General features: G+C 35.4%; 18 protein-coding genes. 5 read left to right on the top strand and 13 right to left on the bottom strand.

Annotated features, from left to right (window positions below):
- Window positions 1–48 precede the first annotated feature (48 nt).
- From RA0C_RS00490 to RA0C_RS00450, 9 genes are all read right to left on the bottom strand, one after another.
- The gene (locus RA0C_RS00490) at window positions 49–1,902 is read right to left on the bottom strand and encodes a monovalent cation:proton antiporter-2 (CPA2) family protein (protein ID WP_013447226.1); all 1,854 of its coding nucleotides are present in this window, start codon (window positions 1,900–1,902) and stop codon (window positions 49–51) included.
- Window positions 1,902–2,432, bottom strand: coding sequence for an NAD(P)H-dependent oxidoreductase (locus tag RA0C_RS00485; protein WP_004917781.1), 531 nt, complete (start codon window positions 2,430–2,432; stop codon window positions 1,902–1,904). Before RA0C_RS00485 ends, RA0C_RS00490 begins: the two co-directional genes overlap by 1 nt.
- Window positions 2,433–2,526: 94 nt before the next feature.
- Entirely contained in the window at window positions 2,527–3,186 is a 660-nt protein-coding gene (locus RA0C_RS00480; RefSeq protein WP_004917779.1) for a hypothetical protein, read from the bottom strand.
- Window positions 3,179–3,673, bottom strand: a complete 495-nt coding sequence (locus RA0C_RS00475; protein ID WP_004917778.1) for an RNA polymerase sigma factor — start codon at window positions 3,671–3,673, stop codon at window positions 3,179–3,181. The genes RA0C_RS00480 and RA0C_RS00475 overlap by 8 nt, the downstream gene beginning before the upstream one ends.
- 118 nt (window positions 3,674–3,791) lie before the next feature.
- Complete coding sequence (locus RA0C_RS00470) at window positions 3,792–5,051, bottom strand: nucleoside permease (protein ID WP_013447225.1); 1,260 nt, start codon at window positions 5,049–5,051, stop codon at window positions 3,792–3,794.
- A gap of 11 nt (window positions 5,052–5,062) precedes the next feature.
- The gene (locus RA0C_RS00465; RefSeq protein ID WP_013447224.1) at window positions 5,063–5,659 is read right to left on the bottom strand and encodes a bifunctional nuclease family protein; all 597 of its coding nucleotides are present in this window, start codon (window positions 5,657–5,659) and stop codon (window positions 5,063–5,065) included.
- A 72-nt stretch (window positions 5,660–5,731) separates the two neighbouring features.
- Entirely contained in the window at window positions 5,732–6,676 is a 945-nt protein-coding gene (locus RA0C_RS00460; RefSeq protein WP_013447223.1) for an electron transfer flavoprotein subunit alpha/FixB family protein, read from the bottom strand.
- Between the two features lie 44 nt (window positions 6,677–6,720).
- Entirely contained in the window at window positions 6,721–7,467 is a 747-nt protein-coding gene (locus tag RA0C_RS00455) for an electron transfer flavoprotein subunit beta/FixA family protein (RefSeq protein ID WP_004917769.1), read from the bottom strand.
- Between the two features lie 96 nt (window positions 7,468–7,563).
- Window positions 7,564–8,283 carry an SDR family oxidoreductase gene (locus RA0C_RS00450; RefSeq protein ID WP_041404280.1) on the bottom strand — a complete coding sequence of 240 codons (720 nt, stop codon included), beginning with the start codon at window positions 8,281–8,283 and terminating at the stop codon, window positions 7,564–7,566.
- A 134-nt stretch (window positions 8,284–8,417) separates the two neighbouring features.
- On the opposite strand from RA0C_RS00450, the gene RA0C_RS00445 reads away from it, so the two are divergent.
- The 4 genes from RA0C_RS00445 (at window position 8,418) to RA0C_RS00430 (ending at window position 12,882) form a co-directional block, all read left to right on the top strand.
- A complete protein-coding gene (locus RA0C_RS00445) occupies window positions 8,418–9,134 on the top strand; it encodes a DUF3822 family protein (protein WP_004917766.1) in 717 nt (238 codons plus the stop codon).
- Window positions 9,135–9,159: 25 nt separating this feature from the next.
- Window positions 9,160–9,720, top strand: coding sequence for an RsmD family RNA methyltransferase (locus RA0C_RS00440; RefSeq protein WP_004917764.1), 561 nt, complete (start codon window positions 9,160–9,162; stop codon window positions 9,718–9,720).
- 148 nt (window positions 9,721–9,868) lie between these two features.
- Complete coding sequence (gene kdsA, locus RA0C_RS00435; RefSeq protein ID WP_004917762.1) at window positions 9,869–10,678, top strand: 3-deoxy-8-phosphooctulonate synthase; 810 nt, start codon at window positions 9,869–9,871, stop codon at window positions 10,676–10,678.
- A 26-nt stretch (window positions 10,679–10,704) separates the two neighbouring features.
- Window positions 10,705–12,882, top strand: a complete 2,178-nt coding sequence (locus RA0C_RS00430) for a TonB-dependent receptor plug domain-containing protein (protein ID WP_004917761.1) — start codon at window positions 10,705–10,707, stop codon at window positions 12,880–12,882.
- Window positions 12,883–12,940: 58 nt separating this feature from the next.
- Here RA0C_RS00430 and uvrA read toward each other — a convergent pair whose 3' ends face one another.
- The 4 genes from uvrA to RA0C_RS00410 all read right to left on the bottom strand — a co-directional run bounded on the left by uvrA (window position 12,941) and on the right by RA0C_RS00410 (window position 18,872).
- Window positions 12,941–15,706 (bottom strand): excinuclease ABC subunit UvrA, encoded by a 2,766-nt coding sequence (gene uvrA / locus RA0C_RS00425; RefSeq protein ID WP_004917760.1) that lies wholly within the window; start codon window positions 15,704–15,706, stop codon window positions 12,941–12,943.
- A 47-nt stretch (window positions 15,707–15,753) separates the two neighbouring features.
- Window positions 15,754–17,277, bottom strand: coding sequence for a phosphoethanolamine--lipid A transferase EptA (gene eptA, locus RA0C_RS00420; protein ID WP_004917757.1), 1,524 nt, complete (start codon window positions 17,275–17,277; stop codon window positions 15,754–15,756).
- Complete coding sequence (locus RA0C_RS00415) at window positions 17,264–18,097, bottom strand: phosphatase PAP2 family protein (RefSeq protein WP_004917755.1); 834 nt, start codon at window positions 18,095–18,097, stop codon at window positions 17,264–17,266. The genes eptA and RA0C_RS00415 overlap by 14 nt, the downstream gene beginning before the upstream one ends.
- Before the next feature lie 121 nt (window positions 18,098–18,218).
- On the bottom strand, window positions 18,219–18,872 hold the full coding sequence (locus RA0C_RS00410; RefSeq protein WP_004917751.1) for a hypothetical protein: 654 nt from the start codon (window positions 18,870–18,872) through the stop codon (window positions 18,219–18,221).
- 476 nt (window positions 18,873–19,348) lie between these two features.
- Between RA0C_RS00410 and tsaE the strand changes: the two genes are divergently transcribed.
- Window positions 19,349–19,756: a tRNA (adenosine(37)-N6)-threonylcarbamoyltransferase complex ATPase subunit type 1 TsaE gene (gene tsaE / locus RA0C_RS00405; protein WP_004917749.1), complete on the top strand. Its 408-nt coding sequence runs from the start codon at window positions 19,349–19,351 to the stop codon at window positions 19,754–19,756.
- Window positions 19,757–19,794: the final 38 nt, after the last annotated feature.

Raw genomic sequence — 19,794 nt, 5'->3', positions numbered from 1 at the left:
TTCTATTTTTGATGTCTATGCTCTAAATCACTGCAAAATATTCACCATTTAGCTTTTTTCTTCTTCCACCTCTTCATCTTCGTCTAGCCAATGTTCATCTTCAAACGAGATATTATCATCAGCTAATAAACGAGCTTCCCTCTCCAAGGATTCTTTGATGGTAAATGTGGTATCACTGTCTATATCTTGTTTCGCTAAACGAATGGTAGAATCGTTATCTATAGCGATAAATCTATTAGCTAATCTTCTTGCAGCGTATTTTCTAAAGCCCGACGCGTTTAAAATATCCACACCCATATTAACCGCCGTTTCCAAGGTTTCTCTATAAATATTGTGGATACCATCGTTAATAAAATCGTAAGCATCTAAACGGTTTCTAGCTCTAACAAATATTTGCAAATGAGGGAAATGAGATTTCGCCATCTGAATCATATACTTGTTACTTTCAGGGTCGTCTAAACACAACACCAATATTTCGGCATTTTCAGCACCTGCTGCCCTCATAATTTCAACCCTTTTAGCATCACCATAATATACTTTAAAACCTTTCTGTCTAAGAAGGTTCACACGGTTAGAATCGTTATCCAAGACCGTGGCTTTTATACCACTCACCTTTAGTAAACGACCTACGGTACTCCCGAAATGCCCAAAACCTACAATAATTATTTTTTTCTGTTTGATAGGTTCTGAGACTAAATCTGATGCAGGTTCTTCAAATTTAACATTAAAATTAGGAGCAATAACCCTTTCATTTAATAATAGTAAAAACGGCGTAATCATCATTGAAATAGCCACAACGGAAATCATTTGAGAGCTTATTTCTAAATCTAACAAGTTGAGTTTAACCGCAAAAGTGATAATCGCAAAAGCAAACTCTCCCACTTGGGACATTCCAAAGGAATAGAGGAAGTTTTGGTCGTTACTCATTTTAAACATCTTCCCTACCAAGAATAACACCCCGAACTTAACCAATGTTGCCAAAACAACCATTGAGAATATAAATAATGGGTCTTGCTGTATCACATTAAAGTTAATTGTAGAACCTACACTCACAAAGAAAACCGCCAAAAGTAAACCTTTAAATGGGTCTATTTGGCTTTCTAACTCGTGTCTAAATTCGGTATTGGCGAGCATCACACCTGCTAAAAAGGCTCCCAAAGCGGGGCTTAATCCTGCGAGTAGCATCAACTCGGAAACTCCTACCACCAAGAATAATGACGATGCGGTAAGCAACTCATTCATTCCTGAACGAGATACATACCTTAAAAACGGTACAAAGAGATATCTACCTAAAAGAATAAGCACTCCCACACCTAATATCACCGAAAAGGGTTGCAGCCACTCTGGTAAATAAGTAATCAGCACTGATTTTTCGCCTTCTTCAGACTGCCCCGCAAGCACTGGCAATAATGCTAAAATGGGTATTACTGCTATATCTTGAAACAACAAAGTGGAAAACGAAGCCTCTCCAGATACGGTATTAAATAGGTTTTTTTCCTTTAGTGTTTGTAGAACAATCGCCGTAGAAGACATTGCGAATGCTATAGAAACTACAATATTAGTGGTAACCTCCCACCCTGCCAAATGCAATATCGGGAATATCAATCCGAAGGTAAATGCCATCTGAGAAAAGCCAAGCCCTAAAATACTTTTTCTCATAGCCCAAAATTTACGAGGCTCTAACTCCAAACCAATAATGAAGAGTAACATCACCACTCCAAACTCGGTACTGTGCATCACATCTTCTGCATTACCTGTAAGTTTTAATGCAAAAGGTCCTACCAAAATACCTCCTAATATATAGCCTATAACCGAACTAAAACCAAACTTCCTTACAATGGGTACTAAAAAAATGGCTGCCCCTAGATAAACTAATGTAATCTTAAATAAACTCTCTGACATTAACTCAAAAATTTAGAAATTTCCTGTTGAATTTCATTAACTTCTTCTATTTTTTTTTGCTTTGCGGCGTATACACAAATTGTTTTCTCTACCGATACACCTAGAGTTTCTAAACTCTTGGTAAGAGGTAATATAAAATCTTCTATAGACCTTTCATACATTCCTCCTTGGGTATAGGAATTTTCGGAGCCACCTGCACTTACAATTATCATGGCTTTTTTCCCTGCGAGTGGATTTTCATTTTGTTTGCTCAACCACTTCATATCCAATACCTCGCTTAACCATAAATTAAGCAATGGAGGAATACCCAACCATATCAACGGAAACTGAAAGATGAGTTTGTCGTAGTTTTTAATCCTTTTTCGTTCCATAAATGCAGCGATATGAAAATTAGGATACTCTTCGTACAAATCTCTAAAAGTAACATTTTCTCTATCTTGGTAAAACGAAATAAGATGAGCATTAAATACCGAATATTCCAAAAATGGATGTGCAAATAATACTAAGGTTTTTTCTACTTTACTTTCCAATTTTATATAGCGTTTGGCGTAAAGGTAATATTTTAAAACTTAAAAAGCAAATTTGGAAAACCACTACAATCGTTTTATTATAAAAGCATTCTCTTTATGATAGGTTTTGAAGTTGTCTTAGTTTTTCATTTAGTCTTTTAATAATAAAACCGTAAATTAGTCTATAATAAAGCCATATAAACCCAACTCCCAAAAAGATAGATATAATATAACTCACCAAAAATACCAAGAACTTTGGCTCTGAAAATGATATATTTTGTACATAAGCCAAGTAAATAATTTCTACCAAATACCCCAACATAATCACAAGAAACATCGCTAAATTAGCTAGGATAAAAGCATTTACTATTTTTCTAAATTTAATAATCTGAGTGATAAATTTCTTAAGGTTAGATTCTATACTTATCTTTTGATAACTGTAATAAAAAAGCAACACAAACAAAAGCGTAAGAATAAGGCTTACTCCTTTAATAAATAACTCTATATTATGATAGTTTTCAATTAAATGTGTGCCTATTTTAATATTCATTTTATCAAAAATATTCAGTAAGGCTGGCTCCCTCCTAACGGAACAAAACCCATAGATATTGAAAGCCAATATTACAAGAAATTCAGCAACACTTATCCAAAAAATAGTTTTTACATAATTGCGAGATTTCCTATTCAGCATTTGTTCTATCTGCCGATTATCGTAAGTAGGTTTAGGTTGCTCTCTCCAAACCTCTTTCATTTTATCTATATCAAAATTAGGCATATTGTTCCATTAGTGTTTTTAAAGTTTTTTTAAGACGGTTCATCTTCACCCTTGCATTAACCTCTGTTATCCCCAAAGTTTCTGCGATTTCTTTGTAGGACAATTCATCCAAGTACATCATTACAATAGCTCGCTCTACCTCGGGTAGCTTTTTTATCACTTTGTAAAGAAGTTCTACTTGTTGCCTTTGCTCATGCTGATTATCCTCGGGAGTATTATAAAAACCTTCATTAAGTTCGTTTGTTTTAGGTGATTTTGAGGATTTTCTAAAAAGTGTAATGGCGGTATTCAAAGACACCCGATACATCCAAGTAGATATTTTGGACTGACCATTAAAAGAATCAAAAGAACGCCATAATTGTAGCACAATTTCTTGAAACAAATCTTGCTCGTCTTCTAGCGTATTGGTGTACATTCTAGAAACTTTAATGATAAGCCCTTGATTGATTTTAATAAGTTCCGAAAAGTCTTTTTCTTTTTGAGACATTACTACTTTTATCGGCACGAATATAACAAATTACCCTCATATATCTCATATCCAAATCAATAAAAAAACAGACCAATTTCTCAACTGGTCTGCCTTCTGTATTGATAAATATAAAATTCTAATGTTTTACTGTTGCCACTTCTTCTGGCTTATGTTTATGCTTAAACATTACCGCAAAAAGAACCGTAATTATTAAGGCATATATCGCAAACACTAGCCATATCTCCTGCCACATTTTATTACCCGAAGCATCTAAAAAGAATGCATCTATCATTCTACCACTCACTACACTACCCATAATAGCCCCAAAACCATTCGTCATCATCATAAATAACCCTTGTGCTGAGGAACGAATTTTCTCGTCTGTTGTCGCCTCCACAAATAACGAACCCGATACATTAAAGAAGTCAAACGCCATACCGTACACAATACACGATAGAATAATAAGCACCAATCCAAAGCCTTCTGGAGAACCATAAGCAAAGAATCCAAAGCGAAGCACCCAAGCTCCCATACTCATCAACATCACTTTTTTGATGCCAAATTTCTTTAAGAAAAATGGTATCGCCAGAATGAACAGCGTTTCGGATATTTGAGAAATAGACATAATAATCGTAGAACGCTCCACCACTAAACTATTTTTGTATAATGGATTTTTACCAAAGTCTGATAAAAAAGTATCTCCATAAGCATTTGTAAGTTGTAACGCAGCACCTAAAAACATAGAGAACAAGAAGAACAATGCCATCTTATAACTCTTAAATAGTTTAAACGCATTGAAGCCCATTTTTTCTTGCCAAGAAGCCTCTTTAGGAATCAAGTTCTGTGGTGGACACTTCGGAAGTGTAAAGGCATAAATACCCAACAACACCGCTACTATCGCCGCAATATAAAACTGATTTTCAGACGCTTTATTTCCTGTAAGATTGGTAGCCCACATCGCTGCAATAAACCCAACCGTTCCCCAAACTCTAAGACTAGGGAATACCTTAACCACATCATAATGATGTTCTTTAAGAATATGATAATTGATTGAATTAGACAACGCAATTGTAGGCATATAAAACACCATCGCTACCAACATCACCCAAAAGAAAGCCGTAGGGTTCGAAGCATGAGGCAAATAAAAAAGCGTCCCTGCATACGCAATGTGTAATATCCCGTAAAGTTTTTCAGCATTTATCCACCTGTCTGCTACTATCCCTGCCAAAGTAGGCATAAAGATAGAGGCAATCCCCATTGTGGAGAATATAACCCCAAACTCTGCACCTCCCCATTGCTTAGTATCAAACCAAAAAGTAGCCATCGTAATAAGCCAAGCTCCCCACACGAAATACTGTAAAAAATTAAGTACAGTAAGTTTTAGTTTTATATTCATTTTAGTATGTTTTAGTCTATTGGTCTTTGTCGTTTCTTAATTTCTTCTTGCAACTGAAAAGCCAAGTCAAAATCTTCATTTTTTACCGCTTCGTCTAGCTGCATTCTTAGCTCTTCTAAAGACACTCTATTATCTTGTTTTTCATTATGAAATTCTGTAACTATATCGTCCTCCTCGTTTAGTTGTTGTATCTCTAAAAGAATACCCGCCTCTTCCAAAACTTCTTTGGTAGTGTAAATAGACACCCCAAATCTCACCGCCATTGCTACAGCATCAGAAGTTCTTGCATCTAAAAACAAGGTTTCTCTTGTAGAATTATTTTTGAAATGGATATGAGAAAAGAAAACACCATCTATAATTTGATAAATGACAATATATTCTAAACTATAATTGGTATCTCTAATAAAACTAGCAAACAAGTCGTGTGTAAGAGGACGAACAGGCTTCAAATCTTTCTCTAAAGCTAAAGATATAGATTGAGCCTCAAAACTACCTATAACTACTGGTAATTTTATAGAACTTTCCACCTCTTCTAAAAGCAAAGCATAAGCCCCCGATTGTGTTTGGCTGTAAGAAATACCTCTAATAACTAGCTTTTTATAATCCATAGAGCAAAGATATATAAAAGCACCATACCCTTGAATAAGTATGGTGGCTTTTCTTTAATTTTATGATAAAATTTAGGCTCCTTTTATCGCTTTTATTTTTTCGGTAAGAGCAGGTATCACTTGGAAAGCATCGCCTACCACACCGTAATCCGCAGATTTAAAGAATGGTGCTTCAGGGTCATTATTGATAACCACAATGGTTTTAGACGAATTAACCCCAGCCAAATGCTGAATAGCTCCAGAAATACCTATTGCAACATACAAATTAGGTGCTATCGCTTTACCTGTTTGTCCCACGTGCTCAGAGTGAGGTCTCCAACCAATATCAGAAACTGGTTTAGAACAAGCAGTAGCCGCTCCTAAAACTTGAGCCAACTCTTCTACCATTCCCCAATTTTCAGGACCTTTCATTCCTCTACCTGCTGAAACTACTACTTCTGCCTCTTTAAGGTCTAATTTTCCAGAAGATTGTTCATGGTTTACCACTTTTATATCTGTATTAGCCACACCTAAAGTTTTCTCTTCCTCCGAACCTGAAACTGGATTTTTTTTTACTCCAAATGCGTTTTGAGAAACTGTTAATACTACATTACCATCAGCTTTAGCTACCATAAAAGCCTTTCCTGAAAAAGCTTTTCTTTTAACCTCTAAAGGTGTTACCGAAGTAGGTGCTTCTACCACATTAGTAATAAGAGAACTATTTTTGAGAACTGCCAACATTGGTGCCACAGAAGCCGCATCAGTAGTATGTGGAAAAACCACTACTCCATCTACCACTTCCGCTATAGCTTTAGCATAAGCCTTAGCACTGAAAGATTTTAACCCTTCATCTTTAATATGGATAACTTTCTCTGCCCCATATTTATATAATAATTCTGAACTATCTGTAGCATTGATGCTTACTGCCGTTACGCTAGTTCCTGCTTTATCTGCTACAGCTTTAGCGTAAGATACCGCTTCAAAAGCTGCTTTTTTATAAACACCGTTTATATTTTCTGTATATACGAATATTGCCATTATTTTTGTTTTTATATGTTAAATTATATTATAATAAAACTCCCTTAGATTACCTTAGCTTCTTCGTGAAGAGCTTTTACAAGAGCGTCTAAATCGTCTGGTGAAAATAGTTTAACAGAAGCTCTTGGCGGAACACTATCAAAAGACACTGCACTTACCTTTACTTCGTTTTGAGACGGCTCTTGCACATTAAGAGGCTTAGTTCTTGCAGACATAATACCTCTCATATTTGGAATAATAAGTTCTTTTTCGTCCACTAAACCTTTCTGACCAGCAACTACCAATGGAAGTGATACAGAAACTGTTTCTTTACCACCATCAATTTCTCTTACTGCGATAACTTCAGAACCGTTTACCTCTAACCCAACACAAGCATTAACGAAAGGCTGGTCTAAAAACTGAGCCAACATTGCTGGTACTGCTCCACCGTTATAATCAATAGACTCTTTACCGCAAAGTACCAAATCATAGCCTCCCTCTTTAGCTACATTTGCGATTTCTTTAGCTACCGAAAAACTATCCTGCGGCTCTGCATTGATACGGATAGCATCATCTGCACCTATTGCCAACGCTTTTCTAATTACTGCTTCTGTACCTGCATCTCCTACATTAACTACGGTTACTTTTGCTCCGTTTGATTGCTGTAATTTAATCGCTTTAGTAAGTGCAAACTCATCTAATGGATTGATAACCCACTGAATTCCGTTTTTATCAAAAGCTGATTTATCTGCTGTAAAGTTGATTTTAGATGTAGTATCTGGAACACTACTAATACAAACTAATATTTTCATATTTTCTTTATTTTTATGTTTATAAATCGTTGCTAATATAACAAAAATATATTATGCATGCATAACACTATATATTAAAATTTATTTATTGCATAATTATTTATTTGGATTAGACGGTCTTACCTCTATTTTGCTAGGTAAAGTACGAGGATTCATTCTAAGTAAATCTACCACTATTTCCCCTAGGTCTTCTGGTTGAATTTTCCAAGAATCTTTATCTGAGGGTTCGTTACCATTGAAATGAGAGGCTACAGAACCTGGCATAATGGTAGAAACTTTAATATTATACTTTCTTAAATCTAACATTGCTGCTTGGGTAAAGCCTACAGGACCAAATTTAGATGCATTATATCCTGACGCTTTTTCAAAAAAGTATGCCCCCGCCAAACTAGCAATACTAATATAATACCCCTGCGTTTTCTTGAGAGACTCCACGGTTGCTTTCATCGTATGGAAAGCTCCTGTAAGGTTAGTATCTATCATAGCATTCCATTCTTCTAAAGAAATTTCGTCTACTGGTTTAAAGCAACCTAAACCTGCATTAGCTATCACTACATCTATATTGCCTAGTTTAGTTTCTATATACTTAACCGCCTCTTGTTCTGCCTGAAAATCTTTCACATCAGATACTACGCCTATGATGTTGTCTTTATATTCCGATAATTCAGAAACTGCTTTTTCCACAGCTTCCTTACTTCTCCCACTAATAGCGACTTTCAATCCATTTTTCAAGAGTTCTTTTGCAATTCCAAAACCGATACCTTTAGTACCTCCTGTGATATATGCTACTTTGTTTTTTAAATCCATTTTAGACATTTTTTTATTGTGCTTAAAGATAATTATTTTTTATGAGTATGAAAATAATTAAAAAGAATACCCTTTTATTAAGCTCTACCGCTTTATTCTAAGTAAAAAAATATTAGTAACTTTGCACGAGTTCATTATGGGTTATGCAAAAATTAGTTTTACTTTTTACTAAAGGAGGACTCCAGTACCAAATTATTAGTGGTAAGGAAGTACAAGAAGAAAAAGTTTTTTTTATCACAGAAGATTCCCCTAGTGATTATTTAATCAATAAGTTAGAGGAAATTCTAAACTATCCTTCTATAGTAAGTATAGATGTAATTTCTGCCCTCAATCATTTTACATTGATGCCTTCTACTTTTTCTCAGCACGATGTCGCTCACGAACTTATCTCTTACAACGCTCTAGTAGATAAAGACAAAGAGGAAGTAATGCTTTCTGTAAATAAGAAATATGGCGTTCAGTTTTATTATACGATGCCTGACCTATTTTATAAAAAAATCAAAAGCAAAGGTATTTCTACGCATTTTAATTTCTCTGGAGAAAAGTTCCTAAATACACTTGAAGCTGGGAATAAAAAGGAAATACATATCAATCTATATCATCATCAGTGTGAGTTTTTTGCTTTAGATAAAAAAAAGGTAATCCTTTATAACAATCTAGATGTAAATTCGGAGGTAGATTTTCTTTATTTTGTTATGTTTACCCTTAGTAAGATAGGATTTAATATTACAGACACTCAGTTTTATGTGTATGGAGAAACTACAGAAAACGAAACCTTTATATCGGAGCTTAGGAAGTTTGTCAAAAATTTAAAAGTGGTTTTTGATAACTTACCTCAAAAGAACTTCATTATGAACTAAATACTCTTTAATAACGACTAAAATTATGTATAGAATTATCTCTGGAAAGTGGAAAGCTAAGCGAATATTAGCCCCAAAAAATTTTGAAGTTCGCCCTACAACAGATTTTGCTAAAGAGGCTTTATTCAGTATATTAGAACATAGGTTAGAACTGCCTTACATCTCTGCATTAGACCTTTTCGCAGGGATTGGCTCTATATCGTTGGAGTTAGCTTCTAGAGATTGCCAAGACATTACTTCGGTAGAGTTTAATTCTAAACACGCTGCATTTATACAATCTACAGCCCAAGAATTAGGTTTTGGCTTACAAATAAATGTCCAAAGAAGCGATGTTTTTGAATGGTTAAAAAAGAGTAGAAATCATACTAAATCATTCAATTTGATATTTGCTGACCCGCCGTTTGATTTGCCTGAAAAAAAATATTACGATTTAATCAATCTGGTTTTAGATAGTCCTATTCTTGCTGAAAACGGACTTTTCGTGCTAGAACATCAAAGCCGAATGATATTGGAACATCAGCACCTGAAAGAAACCAGAAAATATGGAAATGTAAGTTTCTCTTTTTTTGAAAAAGAAACCATTTAAAGCAAAATAAATTTACCTCAACTTGACTATCAAACTTCAAAATTGATTATTACAGTTGAGGTTTTTATTTTTGTACCGTTAGAAAAACCTGTATTTCATCATTCAAAAAAATACTTTAACTTTATACTTTAATTAAATTAAAAAAAAAATGATACAACATTTAGATAATATCAGTCATAAAAATTCTTCTAATTTCTTCCTAGTAGCAGGACCTTGTGCCATAGAAAACGGAGATATGGCAATGAAAATAGCAGAGCATATTGTAAAACTTTCGGACAAATATAAAATCCCTTACATCTTTAAAGGAAGTTTTAAAAAAGCCAATAGGTCTAGGATAGATTCCTTTACAGGAATAGGAGACGAGAAAGCTCTTAAAATACTTAAAAAAGTAGGCGATACGTTCGGAATCCCCACGACAACAGATATTCACGAAAACGAACACGCTACTCTTGCCGCACAATATGTAGATGTATTACAAATACCTGCTTTCCTAGTAAGACAAACAGATTTACTCGTGTCTGCTGCCAAAACAGGAAAGTGTATTACTCTAAAAAAAGGACAGTTCCTCTCTCCCGAGGCAATGAAATTTGCAGTGCAAAAAATAAAAGACTGCGACAATGATAAAGTTGCCATTATAGAGCGAGGTAATTCTTTTGGCTATACCGATTTGGTAGTGGACTTTAGAGGTATCCCTACAATGCAAAATTACGCTCCTGTAATATTAGATGTAACCCACTCTTTACAACAGCCTAACCAAGAGTCTGGTGTAACTGGTGGAAAACCTCAACTCATAGAAACCATTGCTAAAGCAGGGATTGCCGTAGGTGCAGACGGACTATTTATAGAAACTCACCCAGACCCTAAAAACGCAAAATCTGATGGTGCTAATATGCTCCCTCTAGAGCAACTAGACTCACTTTTAGCTAAACTTACCAAAATAAGAGAGGCTATTATTTAGTATCAAAATCATTAAAAATATCGCTTTTGAAAAAGATATATCTTATCTTAGCTGTATTGCCCTATCTAGCAGTAGCTCAGAAGACTAAAGAGATAGAAGAAGTGGTTTTCCAAAAGAGAGCCAAGAAAAAAGTAACCGACCTTACCAATACTAATATTTCGGCTAAAGAAGCACAGCAAATTGCTTCTATTTCAGGTGGTATTGAAGGGCTTATTAAAACTTTGCCTTCGGTAAACTCCAATACCGAGCTCTCCTCCCAATATATGGTAAGAGGTGGAAATTATGACGAAAATTTAATCTACATCAATGATGTGGAACTTTATCGTCCTTTCCTCATTAGAAATGCCCAACAGGAAGGTATGAGCATCATCAACCCTGATATGGTTTCTACCGTTAATTTTTCTTCAGGTGGCTTTGAAGCTAGATACGGTGATAAGATGTCGTCTGCTCTTAATGTTTATTATAGAGAACCCGAAAAAACAGAGGTATCAGGAGAAGCCAGCCTTATTGGAGGTAGACTAACGCTAGGCGGTGCATCTAAAGATAAAAAATTAACCGCTTTGGTTTCAGGGCGTTATCGTAATACCAATCTAGTACTTAACACACTCAATGAAGATACGGATTTCAACCCTCAAAACTTTGATATTCAAACCTTCATCAATTACCATATCAATCCTAAATGGCAATTATCTTTCATTGGATATTATGCTAAAAATGACTACACGATGCTTCCTAAACAACGAAAAGTTAATTTTGGGACTTTGCAAGCCCCAATGACGCTTACCGTGTTTTACAACGGAAGAGAAAACGATACTTATAAAAATATGATGGGGACGGCCTCAGTTCATTTTAAACCTAATAAAAAATGGAAGTTCTCATTAGATAATTTTGCTTATCAGAACAGAGAGAAAGAATATTATACTATCTCTTCTGCCTACGAATTACAGGCTTATAATCCTGTTACTGGAGAGCCAACCGTTTCTTATGATATAGGTGGACAGATAGACCACGCTAGAAATGATTTATTAGTAAGAACTTTAGGGTCTCAATTTAGAGCGAGATTTTCGCCTGATGTAAATACTGATTATGAGGTAGGAATTAAATACGAAAAAGAATTTCTACAAGACTATACCAATGAATGGCAACTTGCCGACTCTTTAGGTTATAGTACACCTAGAGCTTCTGCGGTTATTGGACAGCTAGACCCATCGGACTTAAAGTTAAAATTCAATATTAGAGGTCAAAACGAAATACAGCCTAGCCGACTTTCGGCTTATGTACAAGCTTCTAAAAAATTCTTTTGGCAAACGCACAAAGTTTTCATCAATGGAGGTGTCAGGACGCAACATTGGAGCTTTAATAATCAAACCATTATTTCTCCTAGATTACAAATAGCCATTAAGCCTGATTGGGATACAGATATGCTATTTAGACTAGCAGGAGGCATTTACTACCAAGCTCCTTTTTATAGAGAAATAAAGGATTTGGAAGGCAATTTTAATTCTAATATAAAAGCCCAGCAGTCTTTGCAACTCATTTTAGGCAACGACTACGAATTTCAATGGAAAGATCGCCTATTTAAGCTCACTACGGAAGCCTATTATAAAAAGATGAACCACCTTATCCCTTACTATGTGGATAATGTTCGTATAAGATATTCTGGGCAAAACAATTCCGAAGGTTATGCCTATGGTATAGATACGAGATTATTTGGAGAGTTTGTTCCTGGAGTAGATTCTTGGCTATCTTTAAGCTATGCTAGAGTGTTTGAAAACATTGATAACAAAGGCTATATCCCAAGACCAACAGACCAAAGATTTAGGGTTGCTATGTTCTATCAAGACTATATGCCTAAGTTCCCTAGTATGAGAGTCAATCTTACTTTAATCTACGCTAGTGGACTACCTAACGGAGCGTCTGTTTTTGCCGACCCTTATCAATATCAAAAAACACTCCCTGCTTACAAAAGAGTAGATATAGGGTTATCCAAAGTTTTTATAGACCAAAAAGATTTTAAAGCTCATTCTCCTTTTTGGCGAAATTTTAAAGAATTGACTTTAGGCGTTCAGGTGTTTAATGCATTCAACATCAACAATACCATTTCTAACCAATGGATTAACGATGCCAATACAGGTTACATTTACCCAGTACCTGTAAGACTTACAGGACGATTCTTTAATGTGAAACTAGAGTTTAAGTTGTAATAATCAATACAAATAATAAAAAAGGTATCTCACTATAAAACGAGATACCTTTTTTATTTTAAAGTTTTTCGGCTACGAATTTAGCAGTTTTGGATTTTTTATCTTTTGCTAAATCCTCAGGTGTTCCAGCAAAAACCACTTCTCCACCATACTTACCTGCGTTAGGACCTATATCTATGATCCAATCTGCTGACTTAATAATATCTGGCTGATGCTCTATAACTACTACAGAATGCCCCAGCTCTATAAGTGCCTGTAATGAGGTTAATAATTTCTGTATATCGTGAAAATGAAGCCCTGTGGAAGGTTCATCAAAGATGAAAAGCGTTTTCTCCGTAGTTACGCCCTTCACTAAAAATGAAGCCAACTTTACCCTTTGAGCTTCCCCACCCGAAAGCGTAGAAGAACTTTGCCCTAGTTTAAGATAGCCTAAACCTACCTCTTGCAATGGTTTTAGTTTCGTAACTATTTTATCTTGTTTATTATCACTAAAGAAATCAATCGCTTCATCTACCGTCATTTGTAGAATATCTGCAATGTTTTTCTCATCAAATTTAACTTCCAATATTTCGGACTTAAATCTTGCACCTTTACAGTGCTCACACTCTAGTTCCACATCTGCCATAAACTGCATAGATATGGTAATAATACCCTCACCTTTACACTCATCACATCTCCCACCATCTACATTAAACGAAAAGTGCTTAGGCTTCAAATTCATAGTTTTAGAATGACGCTGCTTAGCGAACAAATCTCTAATATCATCATAAGCCTTAAGATAGGTTACAGGATTAGACCTAGACGATTTTCCGATAGGATTTTGATCTATCAGCTCTATATGCTTCACAAGTTGAGGCGGAAATTCCACATAATCGTAGTCGGCTTTTTTGCCTCCCATTCCTAACTGGATTTGAATATCGTTAGCCAAAACCTCTTTCATCAATGTAGATTTACCAGAGCCCGACACTCCCGTAACCACCACCAAATTCTCCAAAGGAATATCAACATCTATATTTTTAAGGTTATTTTGTCTTGCTCCTTTGATATTGATGAACGATTTAGCTCTCCTTCTCCTTTTTGGCACTGCTATTTCTAGCCTTCCTGTAAGGTATTTAGAAGTTAAAGTATCGGCTTCTTTGAGGTCTTTAAAATCGCCTGCGAAGACCAGCTCTCCCCCAAGGAAACCGGCTTCTGGACCTATATCTATAATATAATCTGCGGCACGCATAATATCCTCATCGTGTTCCACAACAATAACGGTATTACCTAAATCTCTTAAATTCTTTAGAACTTCTATTAAATTCTCGGTATCCTGTGAATGTAGCCCAATGGAAGGCTCGTCCAAAATATAAATAGACCCAACCAAAGAACTCCCCAAGCTAGTCGCTAAGTTAATCCTTTGACTTTCTCCACCTGACAAAGTATTAGAAGTACGGTTCAACGTTAAATATCCCAAGCCTACTTTTAACAAAAACTCTAGTCTAGTAGTAATTTCGTAGAGTAGCCTTTTAGCAATTTCTTGCTCGTGTTTGGTAAGTTTAAGATTCTTAATTAAAGGCAGAAGTTCGTCTAATGGTAATTCCATTAACGATTGTATGTTATGCCCTCCCACTTTTACCCATTCGGTTTCTTTTCTTAATCTTAGACCTTCGCAGTCGGGACATTTGGTTTTACCCCTGTAACGAGAAAGCATCACTCGGTATTGTATCTTATACAAATTCTCCTCCAGCATACGGAAAAACTGGTCTATACAAGGGAAATTTTTAGCTCCTGTTCCTCTCCATAAGAGTTGTTTTTGCTCTTTAGTAAGTTCAAAATAGGGTTTATGGATTGGAAAATCTGGAGCGTTTTTGATAAAATGCATTTTCCACTCGCTCATCGTTTCTCCTTTCCAACAAGCGACGGCATCTTCGTAAACCGAAAGCCTTTTATTAGGAATTACTAAGTCTTCATCTATCCCAACCACTTTACCATAACCCTCACAAGTAGGACACGCTCCGTAAGGATTATTAAAACTGAAAAAATGAAGATTTGGTTCTAAAAAAGAAATACCATCAGCTTCAAAAAGGTTAGAAAAATGTTTTATTTTTTGTGTTTCAATATTTTTTAAAGCACAAGAGCCGTGCCCTTCGTAAAAAGCTGTTTGGATAGAATCTGCTAAGCGTTGCAGAAAATACTCATCGTCCTCGTAAACAAAGCGGTCAATAACCAAATTAAGCGACATCTCTTTTTCAGGAACGAAGCCGAAACTCTCTAAATCTTCTATTTCAGCGATATTTCCGTTAATTTCCAATCTAGTAAATCCTGAAACTTTCAATGTATTTAACAATGATTTAAAATCACCATCAGCAAAAGAAAGCGGTGCTGTGAGTAGAAACTCTTGATTAGGATTTTCTTCTATATAAGAAATGACATCAGAAATGCTGTCCTTTTTCACCTCATCACCAGACACAGGTGAATAGGTACGCCCCACACGAGCAAACAATAATTTAAGATAATCGTAAATTTCGGTGGAAGTTCCTACTGTGGACCTTGGATTAGAAGAAATTACTTTCTGTTGTATGGCGATAGATGGTGCTAAACCTTTAATATCGTCTATCTTTGGCTTTTCCAATCGTCCCAAAAACTGCCTAGCATAAGAGCTTAAACTCTCCACATAACGCCTCTGCCCTTCGGCATAAATAGTATCAAAGGCTAAAGACGATTTCCCACTACCAGACACGCCAGTTACTACCACTAGTTTGTTTTTAGGTATGAGAACATCTATATTTTTAAGGTTGTTAAGATGTGCGTTTTTAACAAAAATATTATTTTTAATATTCATAAAATCCTTTGACTACATTAAAAAATTTAATAAAAAAGAAAAACTACCTATTTAAAAATATTCATTTCTTCTTTATAGATAGGGCTTTCTACCCCTAAAAAGTTAAGTACACTGTGAAATACATGGTTTTGAGAAAGCACCTCGTTTGGCTTTAGTTTTTTATTGCTATTATCCGACAACCAAACAATAAATGGTATTTCATACTGCTCTTTAGGTGCAATACTTAAAGGCACTCCGTGCATATATAAGTTTTTCTCTCCCAAAGACTCGCCGTGGTCAGAAACAAATAACATTGTACTTTTATAATCCTTTAACTCTTTTAAATTCTCGATAACATTATGTAAGATATAATCTGTATAAACAATCGTGTTATCGTAAGCGTTTACCAATTCTGTTTGAGAACATTTGCCCAACTCTACGCTATTGCAAACAGGTTTAAACACTTCAAACTTTGATGGGTATTTTTTACTATAAGTAGGTCCGTGGCTGGTACTTGTATGTAACACTACCAATACTTTATTCTTTTTACTTGCCAATATTTGCTCCTTTAATCCATTTACAAGCACCTCATCATAATCACATTCGGGCTTGTTGCAGTCTTTCATCAGAGCTTCTTTATTCTGATAATTCGCAATATGTAGTGGCGGTTCGCCCCAATTGGTCGTTCGCCAAATCACTTCTACATCGTTACGATATAAATAGTTGGGTAGTATTTCATACAAATCATCAGTATTGGTATGTTCTAAAATACATTTAACTCCTGCTGTGGTATAAGTGGCACAAGAATTAGCCTTAAAATGAAAAACATTACTCGTTTTTGATAGTAATGGATTGGTATTTTTATTATAGCCATAAAGCGAAAAATTCTGACTTCTCGCCGATTCTCCTATCACCAATACCACCACCGACTTTTCGTTGTCTTTTATCTTGGCATCGGGTAGCAGAATTTCCTTTTCATTCTTCTTGTACTGATGAATGTGGTACAACGCCGTGTTCACACTATAAGACCAAGGCATTGCCAAACCACCTAACTGTTTAGAGTTTTTGTCCACCCAAAGCCAATTACTCGCGTTTACAAAAGCCATCACCACCATAAACAACAACGCCATCGCCATCGTCTTAGCAAACTGCTTGAAGGTGCTTGGGATAATTTTAGTCCTAACAATATAAATACTCGGCAAAATGCCTAACAGAACTAAATACAACACCAACTTAATTGAAAAGAAACTACTAGACTCTTCATAATTGGTATTAAATACATTGCTTATCATACTTTCGTCTATAATCACACCATAAGTAGTGATAAAATAGACTGAAACCGCATTGATAAGGAAGAATAACACTAATAAAAACTTACCCACAAAGCGTGATAAATACAAAAATAAATAGAATGCAAAAAAATTAGCCACTACCATTACCACCACTAAACTTGCAATAAGCAGCACTCCATTAAAACTTGTATAATCTATATTATTAACCACATAAGTGTAAAACGGAATGTGAAATAATAACAAATGTAACACACTCATCAAAAGTGCGAAGTGAGTTACTTTTAAACTACTTTTTAACATAGAGAAATCCTATTTTAAATAATGATATTGCTAAACACACCAGTGGGAGATAAAACACCACTAAGCCTTCGGTAAAGATATTTTTTGAAATAATGATGATACAAGCTGTAAATAGTACCATAAAAATGGGAGAATACTTCTTATCAGCTATCCAACTCCAGATTTTATATTTTTGGCTAAAGAGTATTCCCAAAACTCCTGAAATATAACCTATAATACCACCAACAATAGTGTCAAGAGGATAATGAGCTCCCACGCCTACCCTTGTAGATACTAGCATTAAACCCATAATGATAATAAAGAAAGACCACAGCATCTTATAAATTAAATTCCTCGGCATAAAACTGAACATCAGCACTGTAAGTATCGTAAAAACAGTAATAGAATGTCCCGATGGCAAACTACTATGTCCCGTAAGTTTTTCGCCAACAATGATGAAAGTATCAACATCAAACATTGCAGCTGGCCTTGGCACTGAAAATAAATTTTTAAGCCCTTTTGAAAATAAAAGCGACACAAGCGATGCCGAAATCAAAGCCTCCCAGAGTTTCGGAGCATAAATAATGAAAATACTCAAACACGATAAGAATACCAATGCATTTCCGAATTGTGTAAGATTTATCATCAAACTAGGATATTGCCCCAACTGATGATTGATATAAAGAAATACTTCCTTCTGAATCTCCGTATAACCAATGATAGATAGTGCATTTTGACTCCAAAGCCACAAGACTATCATCAACAACAAGGCTGCCGGCAAATAAAGAAATGAAACCACTACCTTAGATTGGTTCTTTACAACATTTGTATTCATTACCATTACTAAATCTATTCTGGCAAAGATACAGATATTTTTATCCTTATGAAATTTTGTATTGTATTACAATCTAACCTTAAGTAGTGGTTCATTAGTAGCTCTTATGCCTTAACATTTATTACGACTAGCTTCTGACGAATTTTGCCAAACTTTCTAATAATTGTGGTTTATCCTCTAAGGCAATCTTGGCAATGCTATAAAACTCTCTCACCCACTTATCCACCTTTGTTAGTGCTTCGTTTTTATCTTTGGTGGCTTGTTGGCTTTCGCCTTTTTCTTGAATGTAGGCAGCATAGGCTTTTTCGGTTTTAGTGAGCTGTGCTAATTGTGCCTCAATGGTAGTTTCTGTAACTTTGAGCCTTTGGAGCGGAGTACGGAGGCTTTCTTCTGCCTTTAGTGTGTTATAGAATACCCCAATGTTTTCTAGCAAAGAGGCAAGGGCATAAGGCGGACGCCCTTTAAGGCGTAAGTTATTCAGCACCTCTGGGTTTTCTTTGTAGATGATGCGTGCCTTCTTTCGGTCGGTAGCATAGGTTGTATTAAGTAGGTCTAGCTCTTGCTTAAAGTTGGCGTAGGCTTGGGTTTCTTCCTGCCCCTCTCGAATGTTAGTTTGGTAGAGATTTTGGGCTTGTGTGTAGAGGGCTTTTCCTTTTTCTATTTCATCTTTGGTGTAGCCATATTCCGCCAATTCGGTGGCAAGAGGAGTGCCTTCTGTGAGATTGTTAAATAAAATACCAATGTTTTGTAAACTCTTCTGTTCGCTGATATACTTGCTCATATTCTTCTATTTTTAATGATTTTATAATTTTTCTATCTGTTTTTTGAATTATCCATCGTTGGTTTCTATTTCTACCTGGTTAGTTTCTATATCTGCTCGGTTAGTTTAGTTATCTGCCTAGTTGGTTTCTGTATCTGCTTGGTTGGTTTGGTTACCTGCCTAGTTGGTTTCTGTATCTGCTTGGTTAGTTTAGTTATCTGCTTAGTCGGTTTCTATATCTGCTCGGTTAGACTTTATTTTTATATTGAAGTATTGGTTATCTGCTTATTAGTTGCGTTAAAGATAAAAATTTTTCTGTAAATCTGTAAGAAATAAACTTAAAATAATTATCAAATGCTACCTCGTTACTATTGTCTTGCTTTATTTTTAGTTTTAATCCTGTCACGAATCAGAAAAATCCCCTAGCTCCTCCCCCCATAATCTCCCTGTTTTTTATTTAATTTCATAAATATAGCTTAACTTTGCTCCCTAAAAAAATGGAATTTACAATCTCTACCATAGAAGAATGGCAGGAAGTTATCCGCCAGATTTTGCCTCAACTGAAACACCCTATCCTTTTATTGAAGGGTAACTTGGGGGTTGGTAAAACTTCTTTCACTCAATTTTTACTAAAGGCACTTGGCAGTACCGATGAGGTTTCTTCTCCTACTTATGCTATTGTGAATGAGTATGCTTGCCCGAAAGGCAACATTTATCACTTTGATTTATACCGAATGAAATCTGCTGATGAAGCCTTTGACATCGGTATTGAAGAATATCTGGAAACGGGGTTTTTGTCTATTATAGAATGGCCAGAAATCTACGAAACTGAACTTGAGGAACTCCACTATCACGAAATGAAAATAGAAAATATAGACGGAGAAAGGCATATTGTGTTTAAATGATTCTTATATTTGCTTATATTTTTCATATACTGAATAAT

The sequence above is a fragment of the Riemerella anatipestifer ATCC 11845 = DSM 15868 genome (assembly GCF_000252855.1).
GTDB lineage: Bacteria > Bacteroidota > Bacteroidia > Flavobacteriales > Weeksellaceae > Riemerella > Riemerella anatipestifera.
This window is presented reverse-complemented; position numbering and strand designations above follow the sequence as displayed.